The 22,994-nt window shown below is 48.2% G+C and carries 29 protein-coding genes; 7 read left to right on the plus strand and 22 right to left on the minus strand.

What is annotated here, in order from left to right; all coding sequences use genetic code 11:
* From EDM52_RS06155 to EDM52_RS06180, 6 genes are read right to left on the minus strand one after another with little or no spacing between them, the layout of a single operon-like run.
* The gene (locus EDM52_RS06155; protein ID WP_122908162.1) at positions 1 to 642 is read right to left on the minus strand and encodes a hypothetical protein; all 642 of its coding nucleotides are present in this window, start codon (positions 640 to 642) and stop codon (positions 1 to 3) included.
* A complete protein-coding gene (locus EDM52_RS06160; protein WP_245996585.1) occupies positions 639 to 1,121 on the minus strand; it encodes a hypothetical protein in 483 nt (160 codons plus the stop codon). The genes EDM52_RS06155 and EDM52_RS06160 overlap by 4 nt, the downstream gene beginning before the upstream one ends.
* Before the next feature lie 5 nt (positions 1,122 to 1,126).
* Positions 1,127 to 1,357 carry a nitronate monooxygenase gene (locus tag EDM52_RS06165; RefSeq protein WP_122908163.1) on the minus strand — a complete coding sequence of 77 codons (231 nt, stop codon included), beginning with the start codon at positions 1,355 to 1,357 and terminating at the stop codon, positions 1,127 to 1,129.
* A gap of 41 nt (positions 1,358 to 1,398) precedes the next feature.
* Entirely contained in the window at positions 1,399 to 2,016 is a 618-nt protein-coding gene (locus EDM52_RS06170; protein WP_122908164.1) for an enoyl-CoA hydratase/isomerase family protein, read from the minus strand.
* A 21-nt stretch (positions 2,017 to 2,037) separates the two neighbouring features.
* Positions 2,038 to 3,186: an acyl-CoA dehydrogenase family protein gene (locus EDM52_RS06175; RefSeq protein WP_245996598.1), complete on the minus strand. Its 1,149-nt coding sequence runs from the start codon at positions 3,184 to 3,186 to the stop codon at positions 2,038 to 2,040.
* A 6-nt stretch (positions 3,187 to 3,192) separates the two neighbouring features.
* Positions 3,193 to 3,984: a citryl-CoA lyase gene (locus EDM52_RS06180; protein WP_122908165.1), complete on the minus strand. Its 792-nt coding sequence runs from the start codon at positions 3,982 to 3,984 to the stop codon at positions 3,193 to 3,195.
* A 215-nt stretch (positions 3,985 to 4,199) separates the two neighbouring features.
* Here EDM52_RS06180 and EDM52_RS06185 point away from each other — a divergent pair, with 215 nt between their 5' ends.
* The 3 genes from EDM52_RS06185 to EDM52_RS06200 all read left to right on the plus strand — a co-directional run bounded on the left by EDM52_RS06185 (position 4,200) and on the right by EDM52_RS06200 (position 5,446).
* A complete protein-coding gene (locus EDM52_RS06185) occupies positions 4,200 to 4,451 on the plus strand; it encodes a CBS domain-containing protein (protein WP_148038730.1) in 252 nt (83 codons plus the stop codon).
* Complete coding sequence (locus tag EDM52_RS06190) at positions 4,423 to 4,746, plus strand: hypothetical protein (protein ID WP_148038731.1); 324 nt, start codon at positions 4,423 to 4,425, stop codon at positions 4,744 to 4,746. Before EDM52_RS06185 ends, EDM52_RS06190 begins: the two co-directional genes overlap by 29 nt.
* A gap of 358 nt (positions 4,747 to 5,104) precedes the next feature.
* Entirely contained in the window at positions 5,105 to 5,446 is a 342-nt protein-coding gene (locus tag EDM52_RS06200; RefSeq protein WP_221175539.1) for a helix-turn-helix domain-containing protein, read from the plus strand.
* Positions 5,447 to 5,520: 74 nt separating this feature from the next.
* Here EDM52_RS06200 and EDM52_RS06205 read toward each other — a convergent pair whose 3' ends face one another.
* The 6 genes from EDM52_RS06205 to EDM52_RS06230 form a co-directional block, all read right to left on the minus strand.
* Positions 5,521 to 6,555: a zinc-dependent alcohol dehydrogenase family protein gene (locus tag EDM52_RS06205; RefSeq protein WP_122908170.1), complete on the minus strand. Its 1,035-nt coding sequence runs from the start codon at positions 6,553 to 6,555 to the stop codon at positions 5,521 to 5,523.
* Between the two features lie 152 nt (positions 6,556 to 6,707).
* Positions 6,708 to 7,091 carry an MFS transporter gene (locus EDM52_RS06210; RefSeq protein ID WP_183184864.1) on the minus strand — a complete coding sequence of 128 codons (384 nt, stop codon included), beginning with the start codon at positions 7,089 to 7,091 and terminating at the stop codon, positions 6,708 to 6,710.
* Positions 7,030 to 7,326: an MFS transporter gene (locus EDM52_RS06215; protein ID WP_183184866.1), complete on the minus strand. Its 297-nt coding sequence runs from the start codon at positions 7,324 to 7,326 to the stop codon at positions 7,030 to 7,032. Before EDM52_RS06215 ends, EDM52_RS06210 begins: the two co-directional genes overlap by 62 nt.
* A 131-nt stretch (positions 7,327 to 7,457) precedes the next feature.
* On the minus strand, positions 7,458 to 7,757 hold the full coding sequence (locus tag EDM52_RS06220; RefSeq protein WP_122908173.1) for a PaaI family thioesterase: 300 nt from the start codon (positions 7,755 to 7,757) through the stop codon (positions 7,458 to 7,460).
* A 34-nt stretch (positions 7,758 to 7,791) separates the two neighbouring features.
* Positions 7,792 to 8,604, minus strand: a complete 813-nt coding sequence (locus tag EDM52_RS06225; protein WP_245996604.1) for an SDR family NAD(P)-dependent oxidoreductase — start codon at positions 8,602 to 8,604, stop codon at positions 7,792 to 7,794.
* A 20-nt stretch (positions 8,605 to 8,624) separates the two neighbouring features.
* Positions 8,625 to 8,879: an AMP-binding enzyme gene (locus EDM52_RS06230; RefSeq protein WP_122908174.1), complete on the minus strand. Its 255-nt coding sequence runs from the start codon at positions 8,877 to 8,879 to the stop codon at positions 8,625 to 8,627.
* A gap of 88 nt (positions 8,880 to 8,967) precedes the next feature.
* On the opposite strand from EDM52_RS06230, the gene EDM52_RS06235 reads away from it, so the two are divergent.
* The 4 genes from EDM52_RS06235 to EDM52_RS06245 all read left to right on the plus strand — a co-directional run bounded on the left by EDM52_RS06235 (position 8,968) and on the right by EDM52_RS06245 (position 10,639).
* Entirely contained in the window at positions 8,968 to 9,498 is a 531-nt protein-coding gene (locus tag EDM52_RS06235; RefSeq protein WP_122908175.1) for a cysteine hydrolase family protein, read from the plus strand.
* A gap of 119 nt (positions 9,499 to 9,617) precedes the next feature.
* On the plus strand, positions 9,618 to 9,824 hold the full coding sequence (locus EDM52_RS06240; RefSeq protein ID WP_122908176.1) for a CDGSH iron-sulfur domain-containing protein: 207 nt from the start codon (positions 9,618 to 9,620) through the stop codon (positions 9,822 to 9,824).
* A 145-nt stretch (positions 9,825 to 9,969) separates the two neighbouring features.
* Entirely contained in the window at positions 9,970 to 10,140 is a 171-nt protein-coding gene (locus EDM52_RS24520) for a hypothetical protein (protein ID WP_183184868.1), read from the plus strand.
* A 142-nt stretch (positions 10,141 to 10,282) separates the two neighbouring features.
* Positions 10,283 to 10,639 (plus strand): group I truncated hemoglobin, encoded by a 357-nt coding sequence (locus EDM52_RS06245; RefSeq protein ID WP_122908177.1) that lies wholly within the window; start codon positions 10,283 to 10,285, stop codon positions 10,637 to 10,639.
* Between the two features lie 94 nt (positions 10,640 to 10,733).
* Here the strand turns inward: EDM52_RS06245 and accC are convergent, their stop codons facing one another.
* The 10 genes from accC to msrA all read right to left on the minus strand — a co-directional run bounded on the left by accC (position 10,734) and on the right by msrA (position 22,843).
* Entirely contained in the window at positions 10,734 to 12,080 is a 1,347-nt protein-coding gene (gene accC / locus EDM52_RS06250) for an acetyl-CoA carboxylase biotin carboxylase subunit (RefSeq protein WP_122908178.1), read from the minus strand.
* 14 nt (positions 12,081 to 12,094) lie between these two features.
* Positions 12,095 to 12,550 (minus strand): acetyl-CoA carboxylase biotin carboxyl carrier protein, encoded by a 456-nt coding sequence (locus tag EDM52_RS06255; protein ID WP_122908179.1) that lies wholly within the window; start codon positions 12,548 to 12,550, stop codon positions 12,095 to 12,097.
* A gap of 15 nt (positions 12,551 to 12,565) precedes the next feature.
* Positions 12,566 to 14,107 carry an acyl-CoA carboxylase subunit beta gene (locus EDM52_RS06260; protein ID WP_183184901.1) on the minus strand — a complete coding sequence of 514 codons (1,542 nt, stop codon included), beginning with the start codon at positions 14,105 to 14,107 and terminating at the stop codon, positions 12,566 to 12,568.
* A 31-nt stretch (positions 14,108 to 14,138) separates the two neighbouring features.
* Positions 14,139 to 15,185, minus strand: a complete 1,047-nt coding sequence (gene meaB / locus EDM52_RS06265) for a methylmalonyl Co-A mutase-associated GTPase MeaB (protein WP_122908181.1) — start codon at positions 15,183 to 15,185, stop codon at positions 14,139 to 14,141.
* Positions 15,182 to 17,371, minus strand: a complete 2,190-nt coding sequence (gene scpA, locus EDM52_RS06270; protein WP_122908182.1) for a methylmalonyl-CoA mutase — start codon at positions 17,369 to 17,371, stop codon at positions 15,182 to 15,184. The genes meaB and scpA overlap by 4 nt, the downstream gene beginning before the upstream one ends.
* A complete protein-coding gene (locus EDM52_RS06275) occupies positions 17,368 to 19,488 on the minus strand; it encodes a methylmalonyl-CoA mutase family protein (protein ID WP_122908183.1) in 2,121 nt (706 codons plus the stop codon). The genes scpA and EDM52_RS06275 overlap by 4 nt, the downstream gene beginning before the upstream one ends.
* A 42-nt stretch (positions 19,489 to 19,530) precedes the next feature.
* Positions 19,531 to 20,037 (minus strand): acetyl-CoA carboxylase biotin carboxyl carrier protein, encoded by a 507-nt coding sequence (accB, locus tag EDM52_RS06280; protein WP_122908184.1) that lies wholly within the window; start codon positions 20,035 to 20,037, stop codon positions 19,531 to 19,533.
* Between the two features lie 183 nt (positions 20,038 to 20,220).
* Positions 20,221 to 20,868, minus strand: a complete 648-nt coding sequence (locus EDM52_RS06285; RefSeq protein WP_183184870.1) for a TetR/AcrR family transcriptional regulator — start codon at positions 20,866 to 20,868, stop codon at positions 20,221 to 20,223.
* Positions 20,869 to 20,930: 62 nt separating this feature from the next.
* Positions 20,931 to 21,839 carry a M15 family metallopeptidase gene (locus EDM52_RS06290; RefSeq protein WP_122908186.1) on the minus strand — a complete coding sequence of 303 codons (909 nt, stop codon included), beginning with the start codon at positions 21,837 to 21,839 and terminating at the stop codon, positions 20,931 to 20,933.
* Positions 21,840 to 21,871: 32 nt separating this feature from the next.
* Complete coding sequence (gene msrA / locus EDM52_RS06295) at positions 21,872 to 22,843, minus strand: peptide-methionine (S)-S-oxide reductase MsrA (protein WP_122908187.1); 972 nt, start codon at positions 22,841 to 22,843, stop codon at positions 21,872 to 21,874.
* Positions 22,844 to 22,994 lie beyond the last annotated feature (151 nt).

Below are 22,994 nucleotides of genomic sequence, written 5' to 3' on the forward strand. Positions count from 1 at the left end.
TTATTGCCTATTCTTGCTCACCCGACGCTGTTGTTCCCGCAGCAGCTTCATCCGAAAGCGTAGCCTTATCTCACTGCCCGGCTTCGAAAAAGCCTCCTCACAGCTCAAAGAAAAGATCCCATACGGCGCAAAGTGCTCCCCGAACGGATAGCATCCATCGTCAGAAGCTTGTACGTCATTGGCAAAAAGCATATCTGGTAAGAGTCCACTTTCATTTTGGGAAGGGAGGTAGTCCGTTTTCAACTGAATGTGTGAGATGGACAAGCCTCCCCCTTGCTCCAGCATGCGTTCCACTTGCTTTGGCCTCACCTGACAGCGTACCCATCTGCTCTCAACGCCATCTAAAGTGAACGGCTCCCAAGGCTTGACTTGCTTTTTGATTAAAAAGAGATGGGTATCGCTCCAAGTGACCTCGTCAAAAGGGACCCATACTCCGCCTGAATAATACGTCCATACTGCCAGGTCAGATCCTGCCAACGTTTTCGCCAAGCGCGATTCAAGGTCTTTGTTGCCATTACTGCCAAGAGTGATACGAATGACAGCTCGATCGCGAATGCGAAACAAATCGGGATGCGTCATGTACCAGCTATGCTGCTGGTGGTTTGGCAGAGTCTCCAAATGGAACCATTCTTCGAAGCTCATATGGTATTTCCCTTCACTTGAAAAGTGGTTACAAAGCCTGAATCCCCATCGATCGTATGCGTGACTGCCGTGATGTAATAGGTTTGGCTTAATTTTTTTCCTAATCCTTTTAATTCGATATATCGTCCTGCGCAGCTCTCTGGCAAGCCAATGGATTCGCACTGTCCACCCAACAATCCCATTGCCATTTTGTTGATTCGCGCCTTGGCAACCGCTTTTCGTTCGTCGGGAGACTCTGTTTTTTTACTGGATTCATATCGGTTGAGATAGTCGCCTATGGCTTGTAAGTGATCCGCACCCGTCTTTGAACTGGAGCCCAATTTCCCAATGTCCGAAGAAGTGGCTTTGGCCTCTTTGATTTCGGTCGTATTTGGCTCCATGCTTCGTACGGTGTAGGTCGCAGCCTGTGAGGTTAGATTGACATCCACAGAAAAGCTGCGCAGTGATATTCCCCAGGTCAAGGAGATGACGGGCTTCATCTGACTTAGCGGCTTTCGAAAATAAAGATGCTTGCCAATGATAAAAAAATCAAAATGAAAGCCAGACGTATTTCCAATCGCAACTCCTCTGGATCATCGAAGGTTGCCGATGTAATAATTCCTAATCCTCCGGTTTCTGATACAGCCCCTGCCAAATGTGCGCGCCCTACACGAAACATTCCGCCGCAAATGATGGGATAGGCAATTCCGAGCAATTCTGTAACACGAGTGCGCATACGACTCTCTCCCTTCCCTGCAAGTTTGATGCTATCTGTTCTTACTGTCCGATAAATCGCGGTGTACGCTTTTCTACGAAAGCTCGCACACCTTCTTCTCGATCCCTTGTATCCAGACACTTGTCGTAATAAATCATTTCAAGTTTTCTCGCCTGATTATGCTCCATGTTAAATAAGGTATCCACGGCTTGATGCACACCAATGCGTCTGGCCAAAAGCCTGGAACCGCCTCCCCCTGGCATGATACCTCGCGTAACTTCTGGCAGTCCAAACATCGCTGTTTCAGCTGCCACCATAAAATCACAGTTGAGTGCCATTTCGAATCCACCTGCCAATGCAAAGCCATCCACTTCGGCGATAATAGGCTGCGGCATATCTGCAATAGTGTTAAACATTTGTTCAAATTTTTCGTGCTGCGCCCGCCACTCCGCTTCGGACAGCCCCAATCGTTCTTTCAGATCTGCTCCTGAACAAAAAGCATGCTCGCTCGATGAGGTGAGAATCACGACTCTTGCATCTGTATCAGCCAAAGAACGAAAGGCTTCGTCAATTTCCATCGCCATCTGGGAATTAAAAGCGTTTCTTGTCTCTGGTCGATTCAAGGTAACAACGGCAACGGTTCCTTCTCCACCCATGCGAGTTGTTTCCACATATGCCATCCGTCTCACTCCTCCCGTTATTTACGAGTACTCCTTGATCAGCTGTCCCGCGATGATGTTCTTCTGGATCTCCGATGTTCCTTCATAGATCTTGGTAATACGAGCATCCCGGTAGTAACGCTCGATGGGGTAATCCTTGATGTAGCCCAAACCTCCGTGAATCTGCACGGCTTTATCTGCTACTCGATTGTATACCTCAGAGCCGTACAGCTTTACCATCGCGGCTTCCTTGATCACGTTTTTTCCTGCATCCACCAATGCTGCGACATGATACGTAAAAGAACGAAGCGTTTCGACGTCAAGTGCCATATCGGCCAAGTAATGCTGAATAATCTGCTGTTCAAGGATTGGCTTGTCAAATTGAATCCGTTCCTTGGCAAATTTCATGGATAATTCCAGCAGCTTTTGTGAAGAGCCAAGATTGCGTGCTGCCAATCCTGCACGCCCGTTAGCCAAAATCTTTAAAGCATTGGTATAGCCCATTCCTTCCTCACCAAGCACATTTTCAACGGGGACCTCGCAGTCTTCAAAAAAGACTTCAGCCGATTGCGACCCCCGCAGGCCCATTTTTTCTTCCCATTTTCCAATTTTTAACCCAGGAAAGTCTTTTTCGATCAGAAATGAGGTGATTCCCTTTGCTCCTTTTTCAGGGTCCGTCACCGCCATCACCGTGAACAGGCCCGCTATGGGAGCATTGGTGATGTAGTGCTTGGAGCCGTTCAACACATAGCGTTCGCCCTTCTTTATGGCCCGCGTCTTCAGATTCGCGGCGTGGGAGCCTGCGCTCGGCTCAGTCAGCGCAAAAGCGCCGATCAGTTCCCCAGTCGCCATCCGCGGAAGATACCGATTCTTCTGTTCTTCATTGCCAAAGTCTACAATTCCCACTGAACCGATGCCGTTATGGGCGCCGATGACGGTCGTAAAGCCGTTGCTGGTTTTTCCGATTTCTTCAAAAATCGCACATTTTCCGACCATATCAATGCCAAGACCACCATACTGCGCAGGAATGCTCAAGCCGAAAAGTCCAATCTCTTTGCACATCAGCATGATGGTGTCCGGGATATGATCTTCGCGCTCGATTTGATCAGCTACAGGCTCCACCATTTCCTCAACAAAGATTCTTACCGCTTTGCGCATCTCTTCGATCTCTTGGCTAAAGGTCACGAGCAAGCATTTTCACTCCTTTTCAGGCTTTTGGTGATGCAGGTATACGGTGTTTTCCTCCACATAGTCGTACAGTTTCTGAGCTGCGCAATGTTTTCGCCCTGACTCGATCTCCTCCACAATGTGTCCAATCAATCCAACCGCTCTGGCTGCTACCGCAAACGATTTGATGACAGAGTAATGGAGCCCCATGTCCGACATCACCGAACCGATTGCACCTGCTACATTCAAGGTAATCGTCTTGCCTTTCTTCTCACAAAACTGCTGGTGAATCTCATTCATCACCTGGCAGTGCAAACCGTAGAAACCTAGTTCTTCTGCAAGTGAAAACAACTTTGGCGTCCTCGGATCTACTGGACGATGGACAGGATGACCGAACCCTGGGATGGATAGCTTTTTCTCTTCCCTCTCGCCGATTACTCGGCTGGCGATTCGTGCTGCATCAGCGTCTTCACAGTAGTTTTCGATGCCTTCCTGCAGCATCTGAGCAACGTATTCCATTGCCCCCAAATAAACGGAGCCGGCCCCTAGCAATCCTGCAGCTACAGCTGCCTGTACAGCCTCAGGCGCCCCGAGATAGGTCAGTCGTGCAGACAAGGAGCTCGGTGTATAGCCATGCTCGCAGATAGCGACCATGCAAGCATTTAGCATTTTGGATTCCGCTGCACTCGGCTTCCGGTGAGCTGCTCCTAAATAAGCCATATCGGCTAATGTAATTTCTCCGATGAGATCCTCTGTCAAATCGTAGCCGTGGACGAATATCTTATCTGTGGTCGAGATGCCAATCTTTGTTTCCAGCTTCATCCTTGATTCCTCTCTTTCCCCTTCGTTCTGTATCCTCACTACTATGTGTTGCAAGCGTTGTGCCATATATGACGAGCAGTTTCTCCGCAATTTTTCGAGAACAACTGTAGGGTGTGTCGCATGAATCCTACAAATTGTCTTATTTTTCATACAATACAGATAATAACGTACACATCCTTTCAAATGCGTGTATCATAGTTCGTACAACCCCTTTCATGACCACTAACTTTTCTTTCTTGAAGACCCATAGCTCATTTCGTGAAGCTGTCCTCTATTTCCACCAGAGCAAGGTAGGAATACTCCCGGTTGTAGATGAACAAAACCAACTCGTTGGTGCCATAACACGCTACTCTGTCTTCCGAGCATTGCTGGAAGATATCTCCCTCGATTCAGCTGTTTTCACCCACATGATTCGCGAGCCTGTCACGCTTTTTGAAGATGAAGTTAAACCGCGTCTCCATTCATAACAAGAAATTGCTTCTGACTGCGAAAACGATCTCGCATGAGGAGCATCCTTGGGGCTCTCTTCTGATTCTGCAGGATTTAACCGATTACGAGACGATTGCAAGCGAGCTTGAAATGACCAAAAGCCTCAAGCAAAAGCTGCAAACGGTCGTCGATGCTGCCTACGACGGACTGATTCTCATCGGTCAACAGGGCAAAATTGAGATCGTCAACCATACCATCAGTGAGCTGGTCAGCTGCCCCAAGGAAGATCTCATCGACCAGGAGATAGACCTTTTTTTCCGGACCTCAAGCTGACTGAAGCCTTGGCAGATGATTTCCTGGAAGAGAATATCGAAGCTGTCTTTATGGGAAAAAGCAGGTCTCTCGTTACGAAAATACCGATTCATAGAGAGAAGAAGACCGTCGGGGCTTTGGGAAAAATCATCTATAAAAACTTGAACAAGTGGAAGACCGTCACAAGACGTTTGGAGAATCTTGAAAAGGAAGTCTCTTACTATCGTGCGGAGCTGTCCTTATTGGGCGGAAAACATTTTGATCTGAACGACATTTTGACCATTAATGCAGAAATGAACCGGCTCATCCGTCTCGCCCGCCAATCTGCTCCCGGCTTTTCCAGTATTTTATTGCTACCAATAAAAATCTGGAGAAAATGGTGGCTACGGAAGAATTTCGTGAGGAACGGACTTTGAACTGCCTATCAGGTCATGAAATCGACGTGCAGCACCTGCCTGAGCATTTGCAAATGAAAGCGAGCATTTCATCCATTTCAAAGCCCAAAAACCCTACTGTTCCTGGGCTGATAGCCCCATCCGTCGAGGCCTCTACCGACCTGTACAAAAAAATGATGCTCGAGGCGGAAAAACAAGCAATCGCAGCTGCACTTCGGGCAGCAGGCGACAATCGTACGATTGCGGCGAAAATGATGGGGATCAGTCGTTCTCAGCTATACAAAAAGCTCAGCAAGTTCCAATCCCCTGCCTCCCTAGAGGAATAGCCCATGAAAATGCGCAGCAAGGCTGCGGATCTCGAAGATCTGCAACCCTATTGCCGCGCATTTTATCATGTCTATCATTCAAATTTCGTGACTACAAACGTACCTGTCGTTGTATAGTTGCTCATTGCTTCAAAAATTCCACTTACCTCTGAGAGGGATATCTCCCTGTTAACCATTTTCCCAGGCGTGAGCTTACCTGTTGCCACCAGTGGCAGTAGAGAGCCAAATCGATGAGCAGGCATGCCGAATGTCGTTAAAAATTGTATTTCCTTCAACAGCATTTCATTGACAGGAATCATAATGCCTTGCTCCTGGAATGAGGTGAGTCCTATTTGCAAATGCCTACCTCTTTTCTTCAAGCTGCGAATGCCGTTGACGCAGGTTTCCGCATAGCCGAGCGCATCAATCGAGACATCTGCGCCACCTTTCGTCAATTCCAGGACTGCTGCGACAGGATCAGTCTCGCGGCTGTTGATCGCATAGACAGCCCCCATCTGTTTGGCTAATTCCAGATTTGCCTGATTGATGTCGACGCCGATGACGTTTGCCCCGATGGCTGCTGCGATATGAACGGCTGACAATCCGATTCCGCCGCAACCGTAGACAACCACCCACTCACCTGGTTTGACTTGGGCTTGGTCGACAACTCCGTGAAAGGAGGTCATAAATCTGCAACCGAGAGCAGCGCCATCTACGAACGAAATCTCTTCTGGCAGATGAACCAGGTTTCGGTCTCCTAGTGGTATCGATACATATTCTGCATACCCGCCTGGATACGTAAAGCCTGGCAAGAGGAAAGAATCGCAGATGTTGGTATGACCTTGCTGACATTGCGGGCAAGTCCCTTCACTTCCTGAAAAGGGTGCGATGACTCGATCTCCCTTTTTAAAACGAGTAATATTCTTGCCTACCTCTTCCACTACGCCGCAAAATTCGTGTCCCAGGATCGGGCTTTTAAAGACGGGGTCCTTATCTTCCCAAACGTGCCAGTCACTTCTGCATACACCATTGGCCATGACTTTGACCAAAATGCTATCTTCCCCTGGAGTCGGTGTTTCAACATCCTGCACTACACAATTTTTTTGACCTTGCAAAACGAGTGCTTTCATCCGAACCCTCTCCTTTTTCCGATACATACAGTTCCGGCGCCCTCCAACCCCAACTCTACTGATTTGATGACGTCCCTCGTTGTCGAACACACTCTTTAGCACTAAGATACGCACTGAATGGACAATCATGTCTGGCGCTTCGGACATGATGCTTATGTGGTATGAACCTGATCCATTTTTTTAGCTTCCGGTTTGGTGAAGAGCGTTACTAGAATTCCTGCTATCACGCAGATGACCCCGCATAAGAGAAAAGCCTGTCCAAACCCTCCTTGGGTGGCGCCAGATGCTTCAATGATTTTCCCGCTAATTAACGGACCGACTACGCCGGAGAAAGAACCGATCATCATGGCGAAACCGATGATCGTACCTGGCTTGCCTGGCATTGCGGTCATGACGACCTGCGGCATGACCGCAACGAGGAAGGAGACAAATGCTGCCTCCATTGCATAGCAAATCATGAGCAGAAACGGAGAATCAAAAATCGTGATCGCGTAATGGCTGATGCCAGCGACGATGAGACCTACTCCGGAAAACAAAGACAATAGCCATGTAGGCGAGAACCCTTCTTGGCCCAAAGCGATCCGACAGGACTCCACCCAAAACTGTAGCTATAAACAACAACCAATAAAAACTGCTACTGATCAATCCCCATTGCTCGTAATTCAACCCCAAATCCTTCATCATGTCGGCAGCCGCGACTCCAATGATCGATTTATCCGTGTAGTTCAAGATGTTCAGGACAAATAATAAGAACAGAATGAGCCATTTCATGCCCTTTCCTCCTTTCCGGTTGATCCTGTATCCGCCCATTTTAGTTTGAATATTCCGACAGACTTAGCCAACAACCTTCCTTCTTGATTTCTTACTTCCGCTTCTCCCGTTACCATCTTGTAGCCTTGATGTCAGATGCTGGCTGTTGCAATCAGTATACCCCCTTCATTTCCCGGGGCCAGATAATGAACATTCAACTGAATCGTAACCGAAGGCTGACCGGTCAACGAACGAATCGTTAGACCGGTAGCCGTATCCAAAAGACCTGCGTATACCGCACCATGCACCGTATGATTGTAATTCAGATGCGAACGCGTGATAGGCAGCTCCAGCACAATTTTTCCCTTCTCTGGCTCTCTTACCGTGATGCCCAAGCTTTTATCATAGCTGTATTGATGCTCGATTTTCTGCATGATTTCTCGTACATCCATCCTCCCACTCCTCTCCTCACTTTACACGAGCGGTTCATAGGGAAACACATCGGCGGATACATCCAGTGGGGTAAAGCTGTTTTGTAAAGAGGAGATGGCCTCTGACTCCAAAAATTTGACCAGATACATGCGCAGCCCGGTCGCTCCCCAGGTAAGCTACCAATGGTGCAATATCCTCTGGTACCATCTGTTTGATATTATCTATCCGTTTTTTCTGTTCTTCTGTTTCGATCGGTATGGTTCCAATCAACCTGCTCCAGGCAAAGGGTGCGATCGCATTAGCTGTAACCTGATACCGCTTCATATCCAACGCAGTCGATTTTGTCAGGCCGACGATTCCAAGCTTTGCCGCAGCGTAGTTGGCTTGCCCGATATTGCCGATCAAGCCTGAGGTCGAAGTGAAGTTAATGATGCGGCCACCCTGTTGCTGCTTAAAATGTGGCGCTACGGCACTGGTCATGTTGAACGAGCCTTTCAAGTGGACAGCAATCACGGAATCCCATTCTTCCTCCGTCATTTTGAAAATCATGCGATCACGCAGGATCCCAGCATTGTTGACGAGAATGTCCAGTCGGCCAAAATGCTCCAACGCCGCATTTACGATCGTTTTCGCATTTTCCAGCTCCGTAATCGACGCGTAGCTGGGGATTGCCTCTCCTCCTGCATGGCGGATTTCAGCTACCACCTCGTCTGCGATCTTCTGATCCTTCCCTAATCCCTGGGTGCTTCCACCCAGATCGTTTACCAAGACCTTGGCACCTTCCTTTGCCAACAATAACGCGATAGCCTTACCGATGCCCCGGCCGGCACCTGTCACGACCGCTACCTTTCCTTCCAGTGTTCTCATCTCCTGAACATCCTCTCTATCTACACGACATCGGTTGCGTTCTTTTCTTCGTCCAACCTGCGCAAAGTCGTTTTTAAGACTTTCCCAGAAGCATTCCGTGGCAGCGCTTTCAAAAATTCCAAGTAGCGTGGTTTTTTATAAGAGGCAATCCGTGTGCTGAAGTGTTCAATCACTTCTTCACTGGTAAGCTGTTGGTTGGCTTTTAGTACAACATACGCCTTGACCGTCTCTCCCCATTGTGGGTCTGGAACGCCGATTACGGCTGCGTTTCTAATGGATTTGTCGAAGCTGGAAGGATGTTATTGTACTTTGTAATGTAAGTTCTTTTCTTATAACTCCAATACAGAAAGGGATCATACGATCATGGGGAAAAATTCTGCTCTTCTCATCGTCGATGTGCAAGAATTTCTAATCGATCACGCTTATGAAGGACAAGCATTAATAGAACGCATAGCGAATGTAGTATCCAAAGCCCGTCATCAACAAGTTCCCGTCCTGTTTATTCAGCATTGTGAGCCCGAAGGTGAGTTTCAGATCGGGACTCCAACGTGGCAAATTCATCACGCGGTTCGCCCATTGGAAAATGAACCTGTCATTCACAAATTTGCTTGCGATTCTTTTTTCAATACGACATTAAGCGAAGAGCTAGCGTCTAAAGAAATCAATCATCTGATTATTGCTGGCCTGCAAAGCGAGTACTGCATCGACTCGACCTGTAGGAGGGCCGTTTCATTCGGATATGATGTAACACTCGTGGGAGATTGTCATTCCACTTTTGATAATTCTGTCTTAAAGGCCGCTCAGATTATCGCCCACCACAATGCAATACTGAGTGGGTTCAGAACTTTACATAATAATATTACGGTTAATAACGCTAGCGCCCTGTTTACCTGAATCATCAAGTACCTTGTTCATCAACGAAGACCTAAAATGATGTGAAAAATTTAAAAAGCCTCATACCCTTCTGCACCACATAATAATAGGTAATGATAGGAACAAAGGAGGGATATGAAGTGGATCAGGAAAAAGTCATTATCAAGATTAACGACAATGGTTCCATTCGTGTAAATGGTCATGTTGAATTGGTGGATGGTGCTGGTGACAAGTATGAGGTCGGATCAACCTTTTCTCTCTGTCGATGCGGTTTATCTGAGAAAAAGCCTTTCTGTGATGGTACGCATAAAAAGGAAGGTTTTGAAAGTGCGCCACGCGCAAAATAACTCGTACGAATGAGCGCACTTGCGCTCTTTTTCTTTCGACCATTATCCCTTGGAAAATTTCACCTCTATATTCGTGTCAACACCAGATATCAAATTATTGAAAAATTTGTTATACTTCAATCAAATCACGAAAGGGGGACTATGTATGCTGTATATCCTTGGCATAGTTGTAGCCGTGATTGGCGCAGGGTATTTCTTAACTGGCTTATTAAGCTTCAAAGCGCGAGATAAACATTCAGTCCAACACTACAGTGATGATGCTTATTATCAACAAACGATGAACCATATGTCCCAAAACAACCACAACCCCTTTTAAACTACACGCTCTATGGCGTGTTTTTCTTTTTCATACTTTATATAGAAGGCGTTCATCGTGTTTTTCAAAGGTTGTCCATCAATAAATTACAATCATTTGTGGAATATTTAAATGGATGTCTGAACTTCGAGGAGGTCACCTTTTGGAAACGTTTTACTCAAAATATGGTGGAGAAGAAACCATTTCTAAGGTTGTTGATTACTTCTACGACTTGGTATTAGCAGATGATACTGTCAATCATTTTTTTGCAAATACCGATATGGAGAAACAACGAAAGCATCAAACAAAGTTCATTAGCTATGCACTCGGTGGTCCCAATCAATATTCTGGCCAGTCTATGGCGAAAGTGCACGAAGGTATGAATTTACAACCGGTCCACTTTGATGCGATCGTCAGTCATTTGCGAGCTGCCCTTACCCATTTTGGAGTAAAAGAAAGCGATATCGAGGACGCCTTAACAAAAGTCGAATCGTTAAGAGAAGATATTTTGTACAAATGAAGCTCTTGCTTAATCAGGTCCGTAATCTAGGACCTTTTTTAATGGGTAAAAAAAAGACAGGCCCATTTACAGCCTGTCTTTTCCCTGTCTTCGCTTACAGCTCCAATTGATGAATCTCCAAAAAGTTGGTTGCAAAGTTTCCTTCTACAAAGTCAGGATGCTCCAGCAATTTCGAATGGAACGGTATGGTTGTATGGACACCATCGATCACAAATTCGTCGAGAGCACGTTTCATCCGCGCGATCGCTTCTTCGCGATCTTTCCCCCACACAATCAGCTTGGCCACCATCGAATCGTAAAAAGGCGTAATCTCATAACCCGGATAGACGGCACTGTCTATACGTACGCCATATCCTCCCGGTGGAAGATAGCGGACTACTTTTCCTGGTGATGGCATGAAGTTTTTAGCGGGATTCTCTGCATTGATCCGGCATTCAATAGCCCAACCGTTCATTTTCACATCTTCCTGTTTAAAGGAAAGTGGTTCACCAGCCGCGACCCTGATTTGTTCTTTGATTAAGTCAAAGCCGGTAATCATTTCAGTCACAGGATGTTCGACCTGGATGCGTGTATTCATTTCCATGAAGTAGAATTTCCCGTGTTTATCCAGAAGGAATTCTACGGTTCCTGCACCGTGATAGTCAACCGCTTTTGCTGCGGCAACTGCCGCTTGTCCCATTGCCTCACGCAAATCCTGATCCAATGCAGGAGATGGTGCTTCCTCCACCAGCTTTTGGTGACGACGTTGGATCGAGCAGTCGCGTTCTCCCAGATACACCACATTGCCGTGCTTGTCGCCCATCACTTGAATCTCGACGTGGCGCGGTTCCTCTACGTATTTTTCCAGATATACGCCGGCATTGCCGAATGCTGTCTCAGCTTCTTTCTGTGCCTGGCGAATAGCTTTGGATAGCTCTTCCTCATCTGCCGCCACACGCATACCGCGACCTCCCCCGCCAGCCGTTGCCTTGACGATTACCGGATAGCCGATACTCTTCGCCACTTCCAATGCTTCCTCCATATCGTCGATGAGGCCCTCTGTTCCTGGTACGAGGGGTACATTGGCAGCATGCATGGTGGATTTCGCTACCGATTTGTCACCCATTTTCTGAATGGCTTCTGCCTCAGGTCCGATGAACGTAATGTTGCAATCCCGACATAGCTGAGCAAAGGACGTATTTTCTGCCAGGAAGCCGTATCCCGGATGAATCGCGTCTGCTTTGGTCAGCAGAGCGACGCTGATGATACGCGACATGTTGAGATAGCTGTCCTTGGAAGCCTTGGGTCCGATGCAGTAGGCTTCATCTGCCAGTTGAACATGGAGGGCTTCACGATCCGCTTCGGAGTATACAGCTACTGTGGCAATGCCCAATTCCCGGCATGCACGAATGATACGAACAGCAATTTCGCCACGGTTGGCGATCAGTACTTTTGTAAACATCGATATTCTCCCCCCTACTTTTGCTTGACGGCAATCAATGCACGGCCATAATCGACGAGTTGGCCATCAGCAGCCAAAATTTCTGCAACTTCCCCATCTGCAGTAGAGAAAATCTCCTCCGTCAGTTGCAGGGGTTCGATGGTGCAGCGACCTATGATATCGCCTTTCTTGATACTTTGTCCTACAGCCACAGCTGCGTAAAACAAACCAATCGATGTGGAAGAGATGATCGTTGTTTGATCTTCTTCCTCCACTTTTTGTTCTTCGGCTTCCACTTCTTCCGCGGTAGCGGCTGCTTGTTGGTATCCCGTCTCAACCTCTGTCGCCTGTTCAACGATTGTTTCTTCAACGATGGTTACCGGTGCCGCTTTTTTGATCACGACAGTCGTTCCATCCAGCTCCCACTCCAGTTCTTCAATAGACGATTGATTAACCAATTTCATAATTTCCCGAATGTCATGAAGTTTCATGGCAAAATATCACTCCTATAAAGGGATGTTTCCATGCTTTTTATACGGACGGCTCTCCTGTTTGTTTCGCAGCATTTCCAGCGCTTGGGCAACCTTGGTACGCGTCTCACGTGGATCGATCACATCGTCGACCATTCCCAGACTTGCGGCAACATACGGGTTGGCAAACTTGTCACGATACTCGGCGATCTTTTCCGCTCTCGTCGCAGCAGGGTCTTCACTTTGCTCAATTTCCTTCGCGAAGATAATGTTGGCTGCCCCCTCAGGACCCATGACAGCAATTTCAGCGTTTGGCCATGCGTATACCACGTCTGCCCCAATGGATTTCGAGTTCAGCGCAACGTACGCACCGCCATAGGCTTTGCGCAAAATGACCGTGATTTTGGGGACGGTCGCTTCCGAATACGCGTACAGGATCTTGGCACCATGACGGATAATGCCGCCATGTTCTTGGTTGATGCCCGGGAAAAAGCCGGATACATCCTCAAACGTGACCAAAGGAATGTTGAAGCAATCGCAAAAACGGATAAATCGAGCCAGTTTGTCAGAAGAATGAATATCCAATCCACCTGCCATCACCTTTGGCTGATTGGCAATCATCCCTACGCTATGGCCATCGATCCGTGCAAAGCCAATGACGATATTTTTGGCAAATTGCGGTTGTACCTCCATAAAATCACCGTTGTCCACGATGGCTTCGATGACTTGGCGCACATCGTATACCTTCGTGCTCTCTGCCGGAACCAGCTCAAGCAGCTCTTCCTGCATGGCGCGTTTGATGTCCGTTTCGACAACGGGTGGCTTTTCCGTGTTGTTTTGTGGAAGAAAGCTCAACAGTCGACGTACTCCCGCCAATACCTCGTGTTCGGTTTCAGCTGTGAAATGGGCGTTTCCGCTAATGCTGGAGTGAACCTTGGCACCCCCAAGATCCTCGGCTGAGATTTTCTCGCCCGTCACCGTCTCGATGACTTTTGGACCGGTGATGAACATCTGACTCGTTTTTTCTACCATGAATACAAAGTCCGTGATCGCAGGGGAATAGACAGCTCCACCTGCGCATGGTCCCAGGATCACGGAGATTTGCGGAATGACCCCAGAATAGATGGAGTTGCGGTAAAAGATCGTGCCATACCCATCCAGGGAGCTTACCCCTTCCTGAATGCGTGCGCCGCCGGAATCGTTCAACCCGATGACAGGCGCTCCGTTTTTTGCGGCTAGATCCATGATCTTGGCGATTTTCATCGCGTGCATTTCACCGAGGGCACCACCGAAGACCGTAAAATCCTGGGCAAAAATATAAATCGGCTTTCCGTGGATTTTCCCATACCCTGTCACGACGCCTTCTCCAGGAGCCTCCATTTTGTCCAGACCAAAATGGGTAGCGCGATGCTCAACAAAAGGATTCATTTCCATGAACGTATCTGGATCAAGCAGGATTTCAATCCGTTCTCTGGCCGTTAGCTTGCCACGATTATGCTGAGCATCGATCCGAGCATCGCCACCGCCCAGTTGAATCTTGAATTTCCGCGCCATCAACTCGTCGATTTTTTCATGCATTTTGCTCATGACCCGATTCCTCTCTCCATTCCTAAACATCTCTAGATTTTTCGTAAATGGCGACCAGCTGCTGCACAGCACTCGTCGCGGACAGCTCTCCCTTGGCAACTGCTTCCTCCACTTCAGGGAGCCTTTTTGCCACTTCAGGATTACTGTAAAAATGAGAGCGCAGGTAATCTTGCGTCATGCTTTGCATCCAGTCCAGCGCTTGTTTTTGTCGACGCGTCTGCAATACACCTGAGTGGGACATTTCATCGCGAAATCTCTCAATCACCGTCCAGATTTCCGGAATGCCTTCGCCAGTCAAAGATGAGCACATATGGGCTTTCGTCTCCCAGCCTGTAGTTGCGGGCTGCAGGTAGTGCAAGACACGATTAAATTCTCCACGTGCTATCAACGCCCGATCCTTGTTCTCTCCGTCTGCTTTGTTGATCAAGAGTGCATCAGCAATCTCAATGACACCCTTCTTGATCCCTTGCAGCTCATCTCCAGCTCCTGTCAGCATGAGTAGCAAAAAGAAATCGACCATCGAGCGAACTGTCGTTTCACTTTGTCCCACACCGACTGTCTCTACTAATATCACATCAAAACCAGCCGCTTCACATATCAGCATCGTCTCTCTTGTCTTTCGATTGACACCGCCCAAAGTACCGCCGGCTGCCGACGGGCGAATGTAGGCATTCGGGTTGCGCGACAAGAGCTCCATCCTCGTCTTGTCTCCCAATATGCTTCCCTTCGTCACAGGGCTGCTGGGATCGACGGCCAGAACAGCCACGCGATGGCCCCTTTCGCATAGCATCGTTCCAAACGCTTCGATAAAGGTGCTTTTTCCGGCACCAGGAACGCCCGTAATCCCGACACGAATCGCTTTTCCCGTGTACGGCAAAAGCTTACCAAGCACTTCCTGGGCTACTTCCATATGGACAGGGGAATTGCTCTCGACCAATGTTATCGCCTGTGCCAAAATGGTTCGATTGTTTTCCAGCACCCCCTGTACGTATTGATCGACAGAAAGCCGGGGGCGACGGACTGTTGAGGAGAACGTCAAGGAAGTCCGGTCATGCTTGGCATCGCTCATAGGCTGGCAGCCTCCAAGCGACGAACGATTTCTTGAATCACGCTTTGAGCTGCTACTGGGATCACTGTGCCCGGACCAAAGATAGCGGCAGCGCCGTTTTCACGAAGGAACGCATAGTCCTGGGCAGGAATGACTCCTCCGATGACCACGACAATATCTTCGCGACCCAACTTTTTCAGCTCTTCCACGAGTTGAGGCAGCAGTGTTTTGTGGCCAGCTGCCAAGGAGCTGAAGCCAATGACATGCACGTCATTTTCAACGGCTTGCTTCGCTGTTTCTTCGGGGGTCTGGAATAAAGGTCCCATATCCACATCAAAGCCCAAATCAGCAAATGCCGTGGCAATGACTTTGGCTCCGCGATCGTGTCCGTCCTGCCCCATTTTGGCGATCATGATGCGTGGACGTCTGCCTTCCCATTGCTCGAACTCGTCAGCCATCTTGCGTACGACAGCCACTTCCTCTGCATCACCGAACTCTGCGCTGTACACACCACTGATGGAGCGAATCACCGCTTTGTGGCGTCCAACCACTTTTTCATAGGCATCCGAAATTTCTCCAAGAGACGCACGAGCGCGGGCTGCTTCAATCGCCAAAGCCAAAAGATTGCCTTCACCCGAACGTGCACATTCCGTAATGGCTTGCAGCGCTGACTGTACTCTCGTCTCATCACGATTTTCACGCAATTCCTTGAGACGTCTGATCTGCGCTTCGCGAACGGCGGTATTGTCCACTTCCAGGATTTCGAGCGCTTCTTCCTGTTCCAAACGATATTTATTGACGCCAATAATGGACTCTTTGCGTGAGTCGATCATGGCTTGACGCCGCGCTGCTGCTTCTTCAATCTTCATTTTCGGCAGACCGGTCTCAATCGCTTTCGCCATGCCCCCCAATGCTTCTACCTCTTCGATATGGGTCCAAGCCCGCTCTACCAGCTGTGCAGTCAAAGACTCCACATAATAAGATCCTGCCCATGGATCAACCACTTTGCAAATACCGGTCTCATCCTGCAAGAAAAGCTGGGTATTGCGCGCGATTCTTGCCGAGAAGTCTGTCGGCAAAGCAATGGCCTCATCGAGAGCATTGGTATGCAAGGACTGCGTATGGCCCAATGCAGCAGCCATCGCTTCGATATTCGTTCGAATCACATTGTTAAAAGGGTCCTGTTCAGTCAAGCTCCAGCCGGAGGTTTGCGAGTGGGTACGCAGAGCCATGGACTTTTCATTTTTCGGGTTGAACTGCTTGATCAGATTGGCCCAAATCAAGCGCGCTGCCCGCATTTTCGCGACTTCCATGAAGTAGTTCATGCCGATCGCCCAGAAAAAGGACAAACGTGGCGCAAAGGCATCGATATCAATGCCTGCCTTCAGCCCTGTACGCACGTACTCCAACCCGTCAGCCAGCGTATACGCCAGCTCGATATCAGCGGTAGCCCCTGCCTCCTGCATATGGTAGCCAGAGATACTAATGCTGTTGAACTTCGGCATGTGCTTGGACGTGTAAGCGAAGATATCCGAGATGATCTTCATCGACGCCTCTGGCGGGTAAATATACGTATTGCGTACCATGTATTCTTTTAAAATGTCGTTTTGAATTGTTCCCGTCAGCTTGGATTGGTCAACGCCCTGCTCTTCTGCTGCCACGATATAAAAAGCCATGATCGGGAGTACAGCACCATTCATCGTCATCGATACAGACATCTGGTCAAGCGGTATGCCATCGAATAATATCTTCATATCCAAAATGGAATCAACCGCTACACCAGCTTTTCCGACATCCCCTACTACGCGGGGGTGGTCCGAATCATAGCCGCGGTGCGTTGCCAGGTCAAATGCAATGGAAAGACCTTTTTGTCCCGCGGCGAGATTACGCCGATAAAACGCATTGCTCTCCTCTGCTGTAGAGAAACCGGCGTACTGACGAACCGTCCAAGGACGCGTCACGTACATCGTCGGGTATGGCCCTCTAAAGAATGGCGGCAAACCTGGCATGTAGCCCAAGTGATTCATGCCAGCCGTATCTTCACTGGTGTACATCGGCTTTACCGGTATCTGCTCCAGAGTCTGCCACATCAGCTCGTCGAGAGAAACGCCTGCTTCTGCCTTCGCTCTCTCCTCCCATTCAGGGATAGAGTCGGAAAACTTCTGCGAACGATATTCAACTTTTGAAAAATCAGGCTGCTTGCTCATGACATCACCCCTATACGCTCCTGCAGGTCATGAAGCATCTGATAACAATTTGACCGTACATGGATAAAATCATCGACACCCGCCGCTTTATACACGTTGATTTCCTCACTTGCTGGCAGACCAGCCAGCAAAAGAATCGCTTCCGGTTTAGACGTTTTAAACAGGCGAGCCATTTCCTCTACAAATGACGGATAGCTCTCGTCATCCGAACAGATGACAACGATCGACGCTCCTGAAGCAACCGCTGCCTTAGTCGCTTCTTCCGCTTTCGTCACGGGATCTGGTCGCAGCACTTCAAACCCGCCGACGGCAAAAAATTCGGCACTGAAATCCGCACGTGCCTTGTGCTTTGCAAGTGGCCCCACAGAGGCCAGAAAGACTTGCGGTCTGTCACCCGTTTTTTGGAGATGCTTTTCCGCTCGTGAACGTAATGACTCGAATGCTTCTGCAGCACGATGTATGCGAAGAGGTCGTACTGTCGCGGCTTGAATTTGATCATCGATCCAAGCCTTTGTTAATGTTCCAAGGGTCGCCCCTGAATTTGCCGCTTGTACCGCTTGCTGCATGACATCCTGTGCAACGCTTTTCTTTGCTTTCCAGGATTCGAGTATCGCCTCTTGATCATGACTTTCTATATGCGCCTTCAGGCAGGCAAGCCGTTCTTGGTAAATAGCCGTATCAGCATCAGTCGCGATCGGCTGCTCCTGGATGTTGGCATACATGTTGGTTCCTACGATCCGATCTTTGCGCTGTGCGATGCTTTCACTCTTTTTCATTGCGATCTGCTCGATCTCCGATTGAGGGAAATCTACTTCGATCGCTCGCAGCATACCACCCTGTTCCTCTACTTGCTGAAACAATCTCCATGCTTTTTCGGCCAAGGCATCCGTCAGCCATTCTACGTACCAGGAACCGCCTGCAGGATCGGCAACCTTGGACAAATGCGCTTCCTGCTCCAAAATAATTTGCGTATTTCTGGCGATTCTGCGAGAGAACTCATTAGCTGGTCGAATCACTTCATCGAATGCAGAGACATGCAAGCTGTCAATACCGCCTATGATCGCAGAAAAAGCCTCGGTACTGGCACGAAGCAGGTTTACGTATGGATCGAGAACGGTTTTGTTCCAAGCAGATGTACGGGCATGAATGTTCATTTTCTGGGCTTCGGCAGAACCACCGTAAGCTTCTACGATTGTAGACCAAAGCAATCTCGCAGCACGTAATTTGGCAATTTCCATAAATGATTGTGATCCGATAGAAAAAGAAAACTGGATTTTCGGAGCAATCTGCTCAATGGACAAACCTCTTTCCATTAAAGCGCGAATATATTCTACGGCAGTAGCCAAGCTGAATGCCAGCTCCTGTACTGCATTTGCACCGCTATTGTGATAAGGATGTGATTGAACATGAATGGTTCTCAAATGAGGGGCGTTCTGGTCTGCCCAGTGTGTTACTTGAGCCAAATCGTCATAGCATTTTTGAATCGAGCATGGCAACTGCCCCTCTGCGAGCAAGGTTCCGAGAGGATCTGCACCCACAAAGCCGCGCAATTTGCTAGTGTCTGCTCCCGCCTTTTCCACGTGTGACAGCAGCAATGCTAACATGGGAAGCGCTACATAGCCGGTATGCAAAAAGAGCGGTAGTGTTTCCAAATTCAATCCGGAAAAGGCCGTATCCAGATCCTCGCGATGAAAAATCGAAACCCCGTGATCAACAGCTGTGTTGGCAACGCTTGCATTTGGGTCAAGACCGCTCAATGCCGCCCGGTCCAATACGAGATTCAGCATGGTTTGGCCACGTTCAAGATCGTGTTTGGCAGCTTCGTTAAATGCTTTTGGCGACGTAGCAGGGATCTCTTGACTCACTTCCCAGCCTCTGGTTACATATCCAAGCGCATTTGTACCGCGTACATACGGTGCAGCACCCGGCACTCCTGCTACATGCGGCAGATTTTGCACATCTTCTTTCCGATAAATGGGCTGCAAGGTGATGCCCTCGTAAGTTTTGGTGAGCAGTTTGGCGTCAAAGGAAGCGCCTTTCAAGGATTTTTCCGCTTCTTCCCGCCATTGATCATACGTAGGTACAGAAAAATCTTGAAACAATGTCTCTTTGTTCATCAATCTTGTTGCCCCCTCTCTCGTGTTTGACGGTCAAACATCCTAATCTATTTTAACCAAAAACAAAGGCTGACCTTGCTCCACCAGCTGACCGTTTTCAACCAGGATCTGAACAATTTCCCCTTTTACTTCTGCTTCAATCTCGTTAAAGAGCTTCATTGCTTCTACAATACAGACAATGCTTGTGTTGTGGATCTTGTCACCCACTATGACATAAGGTGGTGAATCAACCGCTGGCGCAGCATAGAAGGTTCCCACCATCGGGGAAGTGATTTTGTGTAAATTTTCAGTATTTACATCAATCTTTGCTGGTTCTACCTTTGGTTCTGCTGAAACGGCTGGTTTTGGTGCTTCTTTCACGACCACGAGTTTCTCAGGTTCATTCACGATTGGAGCAACAACAGTCGGCTTGGCAACTACCACAGGGACGGTGCCATGGACACTCCGTTTGATGGCGATACGGGATTGTTCGTCCTTCACTTCAACGGATTCAATATCAGTTTGTTCTAACAGCTTTACCAATTCTCTGATTTCATAAATAGTTAGCACATTCATTCCTCCTGAAATCCATCAAGACCGACTAGTTGGTCTGTTAATTCTCACTTTACCAGAGGAGCCTTGTCTTGTACAGACCAACTAGTTGGTCTGTGAGAATATTTCTTATTCTAACGCAATTTTATTCTGTATAAAAAGCCCCGCCGACCTGCAATAGGATAAGCGGAGCCCTGTTCATTACTCTTTCGTGTTGGTCAAATCTTGTTGCTGTAAAAAGAAACGGGAAAACATCGGGTTTTTCATCGCATCTGGCTGCAGAATGGAATGGAGTACCATGTCCGCATAAATGTCAGCGATTTGTTCAATCGAATACGTCCCCGTTTTCTGATACCATTTGTAGATCCAGTTTACCATCCCGAATATCGCCATCGATACGATCGGCACTGGCAATTCGGGGCGGAAGTCACCCGTCTCGATCCCTTCCTGAATGACGGAAAACATGATTTGCTTATACTGATCACGCTTGCTCTCAATCTCAGAGAAGTACTCCGGGGCCAAAAACAAGCTTTCCTGATAAAAGATAGTGACCTGTGACCGGTATAAATCGATCATCATGACGAAGGATTTGACGATCGCCTGCAGGCGTTCAGGTGGTGTTTCCCATTGTTGGCAGGCTTCCTGTGCCTTCTCTAAAACATAAGAGATAAACTGGTCATGAATGATATATAAAAGTTCATCTTTTGATTTGAAATTGTGGTAGAAACCCCCTTTGGAGGTTCCGCTCTCCTTTACGATCTGGTCAACCGTCACACGGTGATACCCGTTTGCCTCGAACAGACGCATGGAGGTTTCTATGATTCTTTCTCTAATTGATTTTTCGCTCATTATCTTCACCCGTGTACATTATAGCACATGAATTTGCTGGGTCATGTGCGAAAAATCGTGCTTTAAGGATTTGGGTTGGATACAGGAACTACCCCAAAGTATTCTTCAAGCGTAAGTCCACTTTCAAAAATTTCCTTGGACAACTCCACACCCACATAGCGCAAATGCCATGGCTCATAAATATAGCCAGTAATCGATTCTTTGCCCAATGGATACCGGACAATAAAGCCGTACTCTGCTGAGTGCTCGGCTAACCACTCTGCTTCCTTGGTTCCAGCGAAGCAGCTCTCTGCTGCACATTTCCCATCTATTCCGGAGATATCCATCGCAAGTCCTGTCTCGTGCTCACTCGTACCCGGATAGGCGCTGTAGGTTCTTGCTACCTCCAAGCCGTCTTTCTTGACGTACCGCGCAAACAGTTCCTTTTGGTACGCATGGGAACGATACCCTGATACACCTGCCAACTCCACTCCATCTGCTTTTGCTGCAGCAAACATTTGCTCCAGCGCCTCTGCTGCCTCTTTGCGCATTTTCCGTTTGTCGCTTTTCTCCGGAAAAATGAACGGTACATTCGGAACAACGAGGTTGTCTGGTGTATAGTCTTCTGGCAATTTTCTCTGCTTGTTCACAAGAATGGTCAAGCTGGCTGGTTCAGCTACGACTTCCAAGACCAAACCGTCTGGCATTTCTACCGGTGTCCCCTCTGTGGTTGGTTCAGCCTTTGTTTCTACCGGTTTCGCTTCTGCTTGCTTTCCCTCTTCTGCAGGTGTAGGCTTCACATCTGATTCCCCCTGTTTTTCTACATTTTGTGTCGGCTGTTCTGCTTCCGTCGCAGGTGCAGGTACAACTTCTTGGGGTGTATTCGCCTCTATCTCGCCGGTAGCTGCCTGGCTATTACAGCCTGACAGCGCCAATGAGACCAGGGAGGCGAGCAGAAAGCTAGATCCAACCTGTTTCCACACTCTTCCCATTTCTACTTTCCTTTCAGAAGTGGCACAGGAGCTTATTTCTGCTCAAACAAGCGCAGAAACTCTCCGAACCCTTCTTTTTCTAGTTCATCTTTCGGAATGAAGCGCAGTGCGGCAGAGTTGATGCAGTAGCGCAGACCGTTGGGTCCTGGTCCATCTTCAAAAACATGTCCCAGATGAGAATCGGCCTGACTGCTGCGCACTTCTGTTCGTATCATATTGTGGCTGACGTCAATGTGTTCGGTTACCTTTTCCTCCGTAATCGGCTGCGTAAAGGACGGCCAGCCACAGTGTGAATCAAATTTATCTAACGAACTAAACAAAGGTTCGTTTGAGACGATGTCAACGTAGATTCCTTCTTCTTTATGATTCCAGAATTCGTTGGCAAATGGAGGCTCTGTCCCGCTGTTTTGCGTAACCTCAAACTGCATCGGTGTTAGGCGTTTTTTCAGTTCTTCAAGCGTGCCTTTGTTGCGCCACGCTTCTTTGGTAAACTTGGCTCTCCCTGATGCTGCCTGGTAATACTTGTAGCGCAACGGATTTTTCTTATAGTAGTCCTGGTGGTATTCTTCAGCGGGATAAAAAGTCTGGGCTGGCAGGATGGCTGTGGTAATAGGCTTGTCAAAGCGCCCGCTCTCTTCCAGCTGCTCTTTTGATTGGATGGCCAGCTCATGCTGTTCTTCGTTGTGATAAAAAATCGCAGGAGCATAGGACTGTCCTCGATCAGCAAATTGTCCACCCGCATCCGTAGGATCAATCTGCCGCCAAAAGATTTGCAACAGCTGATTGTAGGAAATAAGCGAAGGATCATAGGTGATTTCTACGGCTTCATAGTGCCCGGTTGTTCCACTGCATACCTGCTCATATGTGGGATTCTCCACCTCGCCCCCTGTATAGCCTGAAAGGACTTGAATGATTCCCGGCATTTTGTCAAATGGACTGACCATGCACCAGAAACATCCTCCAGCAAAGGTTGCGACGCTATATTCCGAGTGTGTGCTGCTCATGTACTCTCGCCTCCTTTGGCAATTCTATACAATGGTATGTATAGCTCTGATTGTACATGGAATCGGCCCATATTACCATCTTGGAAGTACAGGCTCACCTCCAAAAAAACCTGTTCCAAAAAACGATGCTATCCCTGTCTGAAGGGATAGC

Origin of the sequence: Brevibacillus invocatus (assembly GCF_003710915.1) — a bacterium.
In the GTDB taxonomy this organism is placed as follows: domain Bacteria; phylum Bacillota; class Bacilli; order Brevibacillales; family Brevibacillaceae; genus Brevibacillus; species Brevibacillus invocatus.

Bases quoted from the DNA above. Each gene is read 5' to 3' on its own strand.
- EDM52_RS06155 (WP_122908162.1), bottom strand. From the start codon at position 642: ATGAGCTTCGAAGAATGGTTCCATTTGGAGACTCTGCCAAACCACCAG.
- EDM52_RS06160 (WP_245996585.1), bottom strand. From the start codon at position 1,121: ATGAAGCCCGTCATCTCCTTGACCTGGGGAATATCACTGCGCAGCTTT.
- EDM52_RS06165 (WP_122908163.1), bottom strand. From the start codon at position 1,357: ATGCGCACTCGTGTTACAGAATTGCTCGGAATTGCCTATCCCATCATT.
- EDM52_RS06170 (WP_122908164.1), bottom strand. From the start codon at position 2,016: ATGGCATATGTGGAAACAACTCGCATGGGTGGAGAAGGAACCGTTGCC.
- EDM52_RS06180 (WP_122908165.1), bottom strand. From the start codon at position 3,984: ATGAAGCTGGAAACAAAGATTGGCATCTCGACCACAGATAAGATATTC.
- EDM52_RS06185 (WP_148038730.1), top strand. From the start codon at position 4,200: ATGACCACTAACTTTTCTTTCTTGAAGACCCATAGCTCATTTCGTGAA.
- EDM52_RS06190 (WP_148038731.1), top strand. From the start codon at position 4,423: ATGAAGTTAAACCGCGTCTCCATTCATAACAAGAAATTGCTTCTGACT.
- EDM52_RS06205 (WP_122908170.1), bottom strand. From the start codon at position 6,555: ATGAAAGCACTCGTTTTGCAAGGTCAAAAAAATTGTGTAGTGCAGGAT.
- EDM52_RS06215 (WP_183184866.1), bottom strand. From the start codon at position 7,326: ATGAAATGGCTCATTCTGTTCTTATTATTTGTCCTGAACATCTTGAAC.
- EDM52_RS06220 (WP_122908173.1), bottom strand. From the start codon at position 7,757: ATGGATGTACGAGAAATCATGCAGAAAATCGAGCATCAATACAGCTAT.
- EDM52_RS06225 (WP_245996604.1), bottom strand. From the start codon at position 8,604: ATGAGAACACTGGAAGGAAAGGTAGCGGTCGTGACAGGTGCCGGCCGG.
- EDM52_RS06235 (WP_122908175.1), top strand. From the start codon at position 8,968: ATGGGGAAAAATTCTGCTCTTCTCATCGTCGATGTGCAAGAATTTCTA.
- EDM52_RS24520 (WP_183184868.1), top strand. From the start codon at position 9,970: ATGCTGTATATCCTTGGCATAGTTGTAGCCGTGATTGGCGCAGGGTAT.
- accC (WP_122908178.1), bottom strand. From the start codon at position 12,080: ATGTTTACAAAAGTACTGATCGCCAACCGTGGCGAAATTGCTGTTCGT.
- EDM52_RS06255 (WP_122908179.1), bottom strand. From the start codon at position 12,550: ATGAAACTTCATGACATTCGGGAAATTATGAAATTGGTTAATCAATCG.
- EDM52_RS06260 (WP_183184901.1), bottom strand. From the start codon at position 14,107: ATGCATGAAAAAATCGACGAGTTGATGGCGCGGAAATTCAAGATTCAA.
- meaB (WP_122908181.1), bottom strand. From the start codon at position 15,185: ATGAGCGATGCCAAGCATGACCGGACTTCCTTGACGTTCTCCTCAACA.
- scpA (WP_122908182.1), bottom strand. From the start codon at position 17,371: ATGAGCAAGCAGCCTGATTTTTCAAAAGTTGAATATCGTTCGCAGAAG.
- EDM52_RS06275 (WP_122908183.1), bottom strand. From the start codon at position 19,488: ATGAACAAAGAGACATTGTTTCAAGATTTTTCTGTACCTACGTATGAT.
- EDM52_RS06285 (WP_183184870.1), bottom strand. From the start codon at position 20,868: ATGAGCGAAAAATCAATTAGAGAAAGAATCATAGAAACCTCCATGCGT.
- EDM52_RS06290 (WP_122908186.1), bottom strand. From the start codon at position 21,839: ATGGGAAGAGTGTGGAAACAGGTTGGATCTAGCTTTCTGCTCGCCTCC.
- msrA (WP_122908187.1), bottom strand. From the start codon at position 22,843: ATGAGCAGCACACACTCGGAATATAGCGTCGCAACCTTTGCTGGAGGA.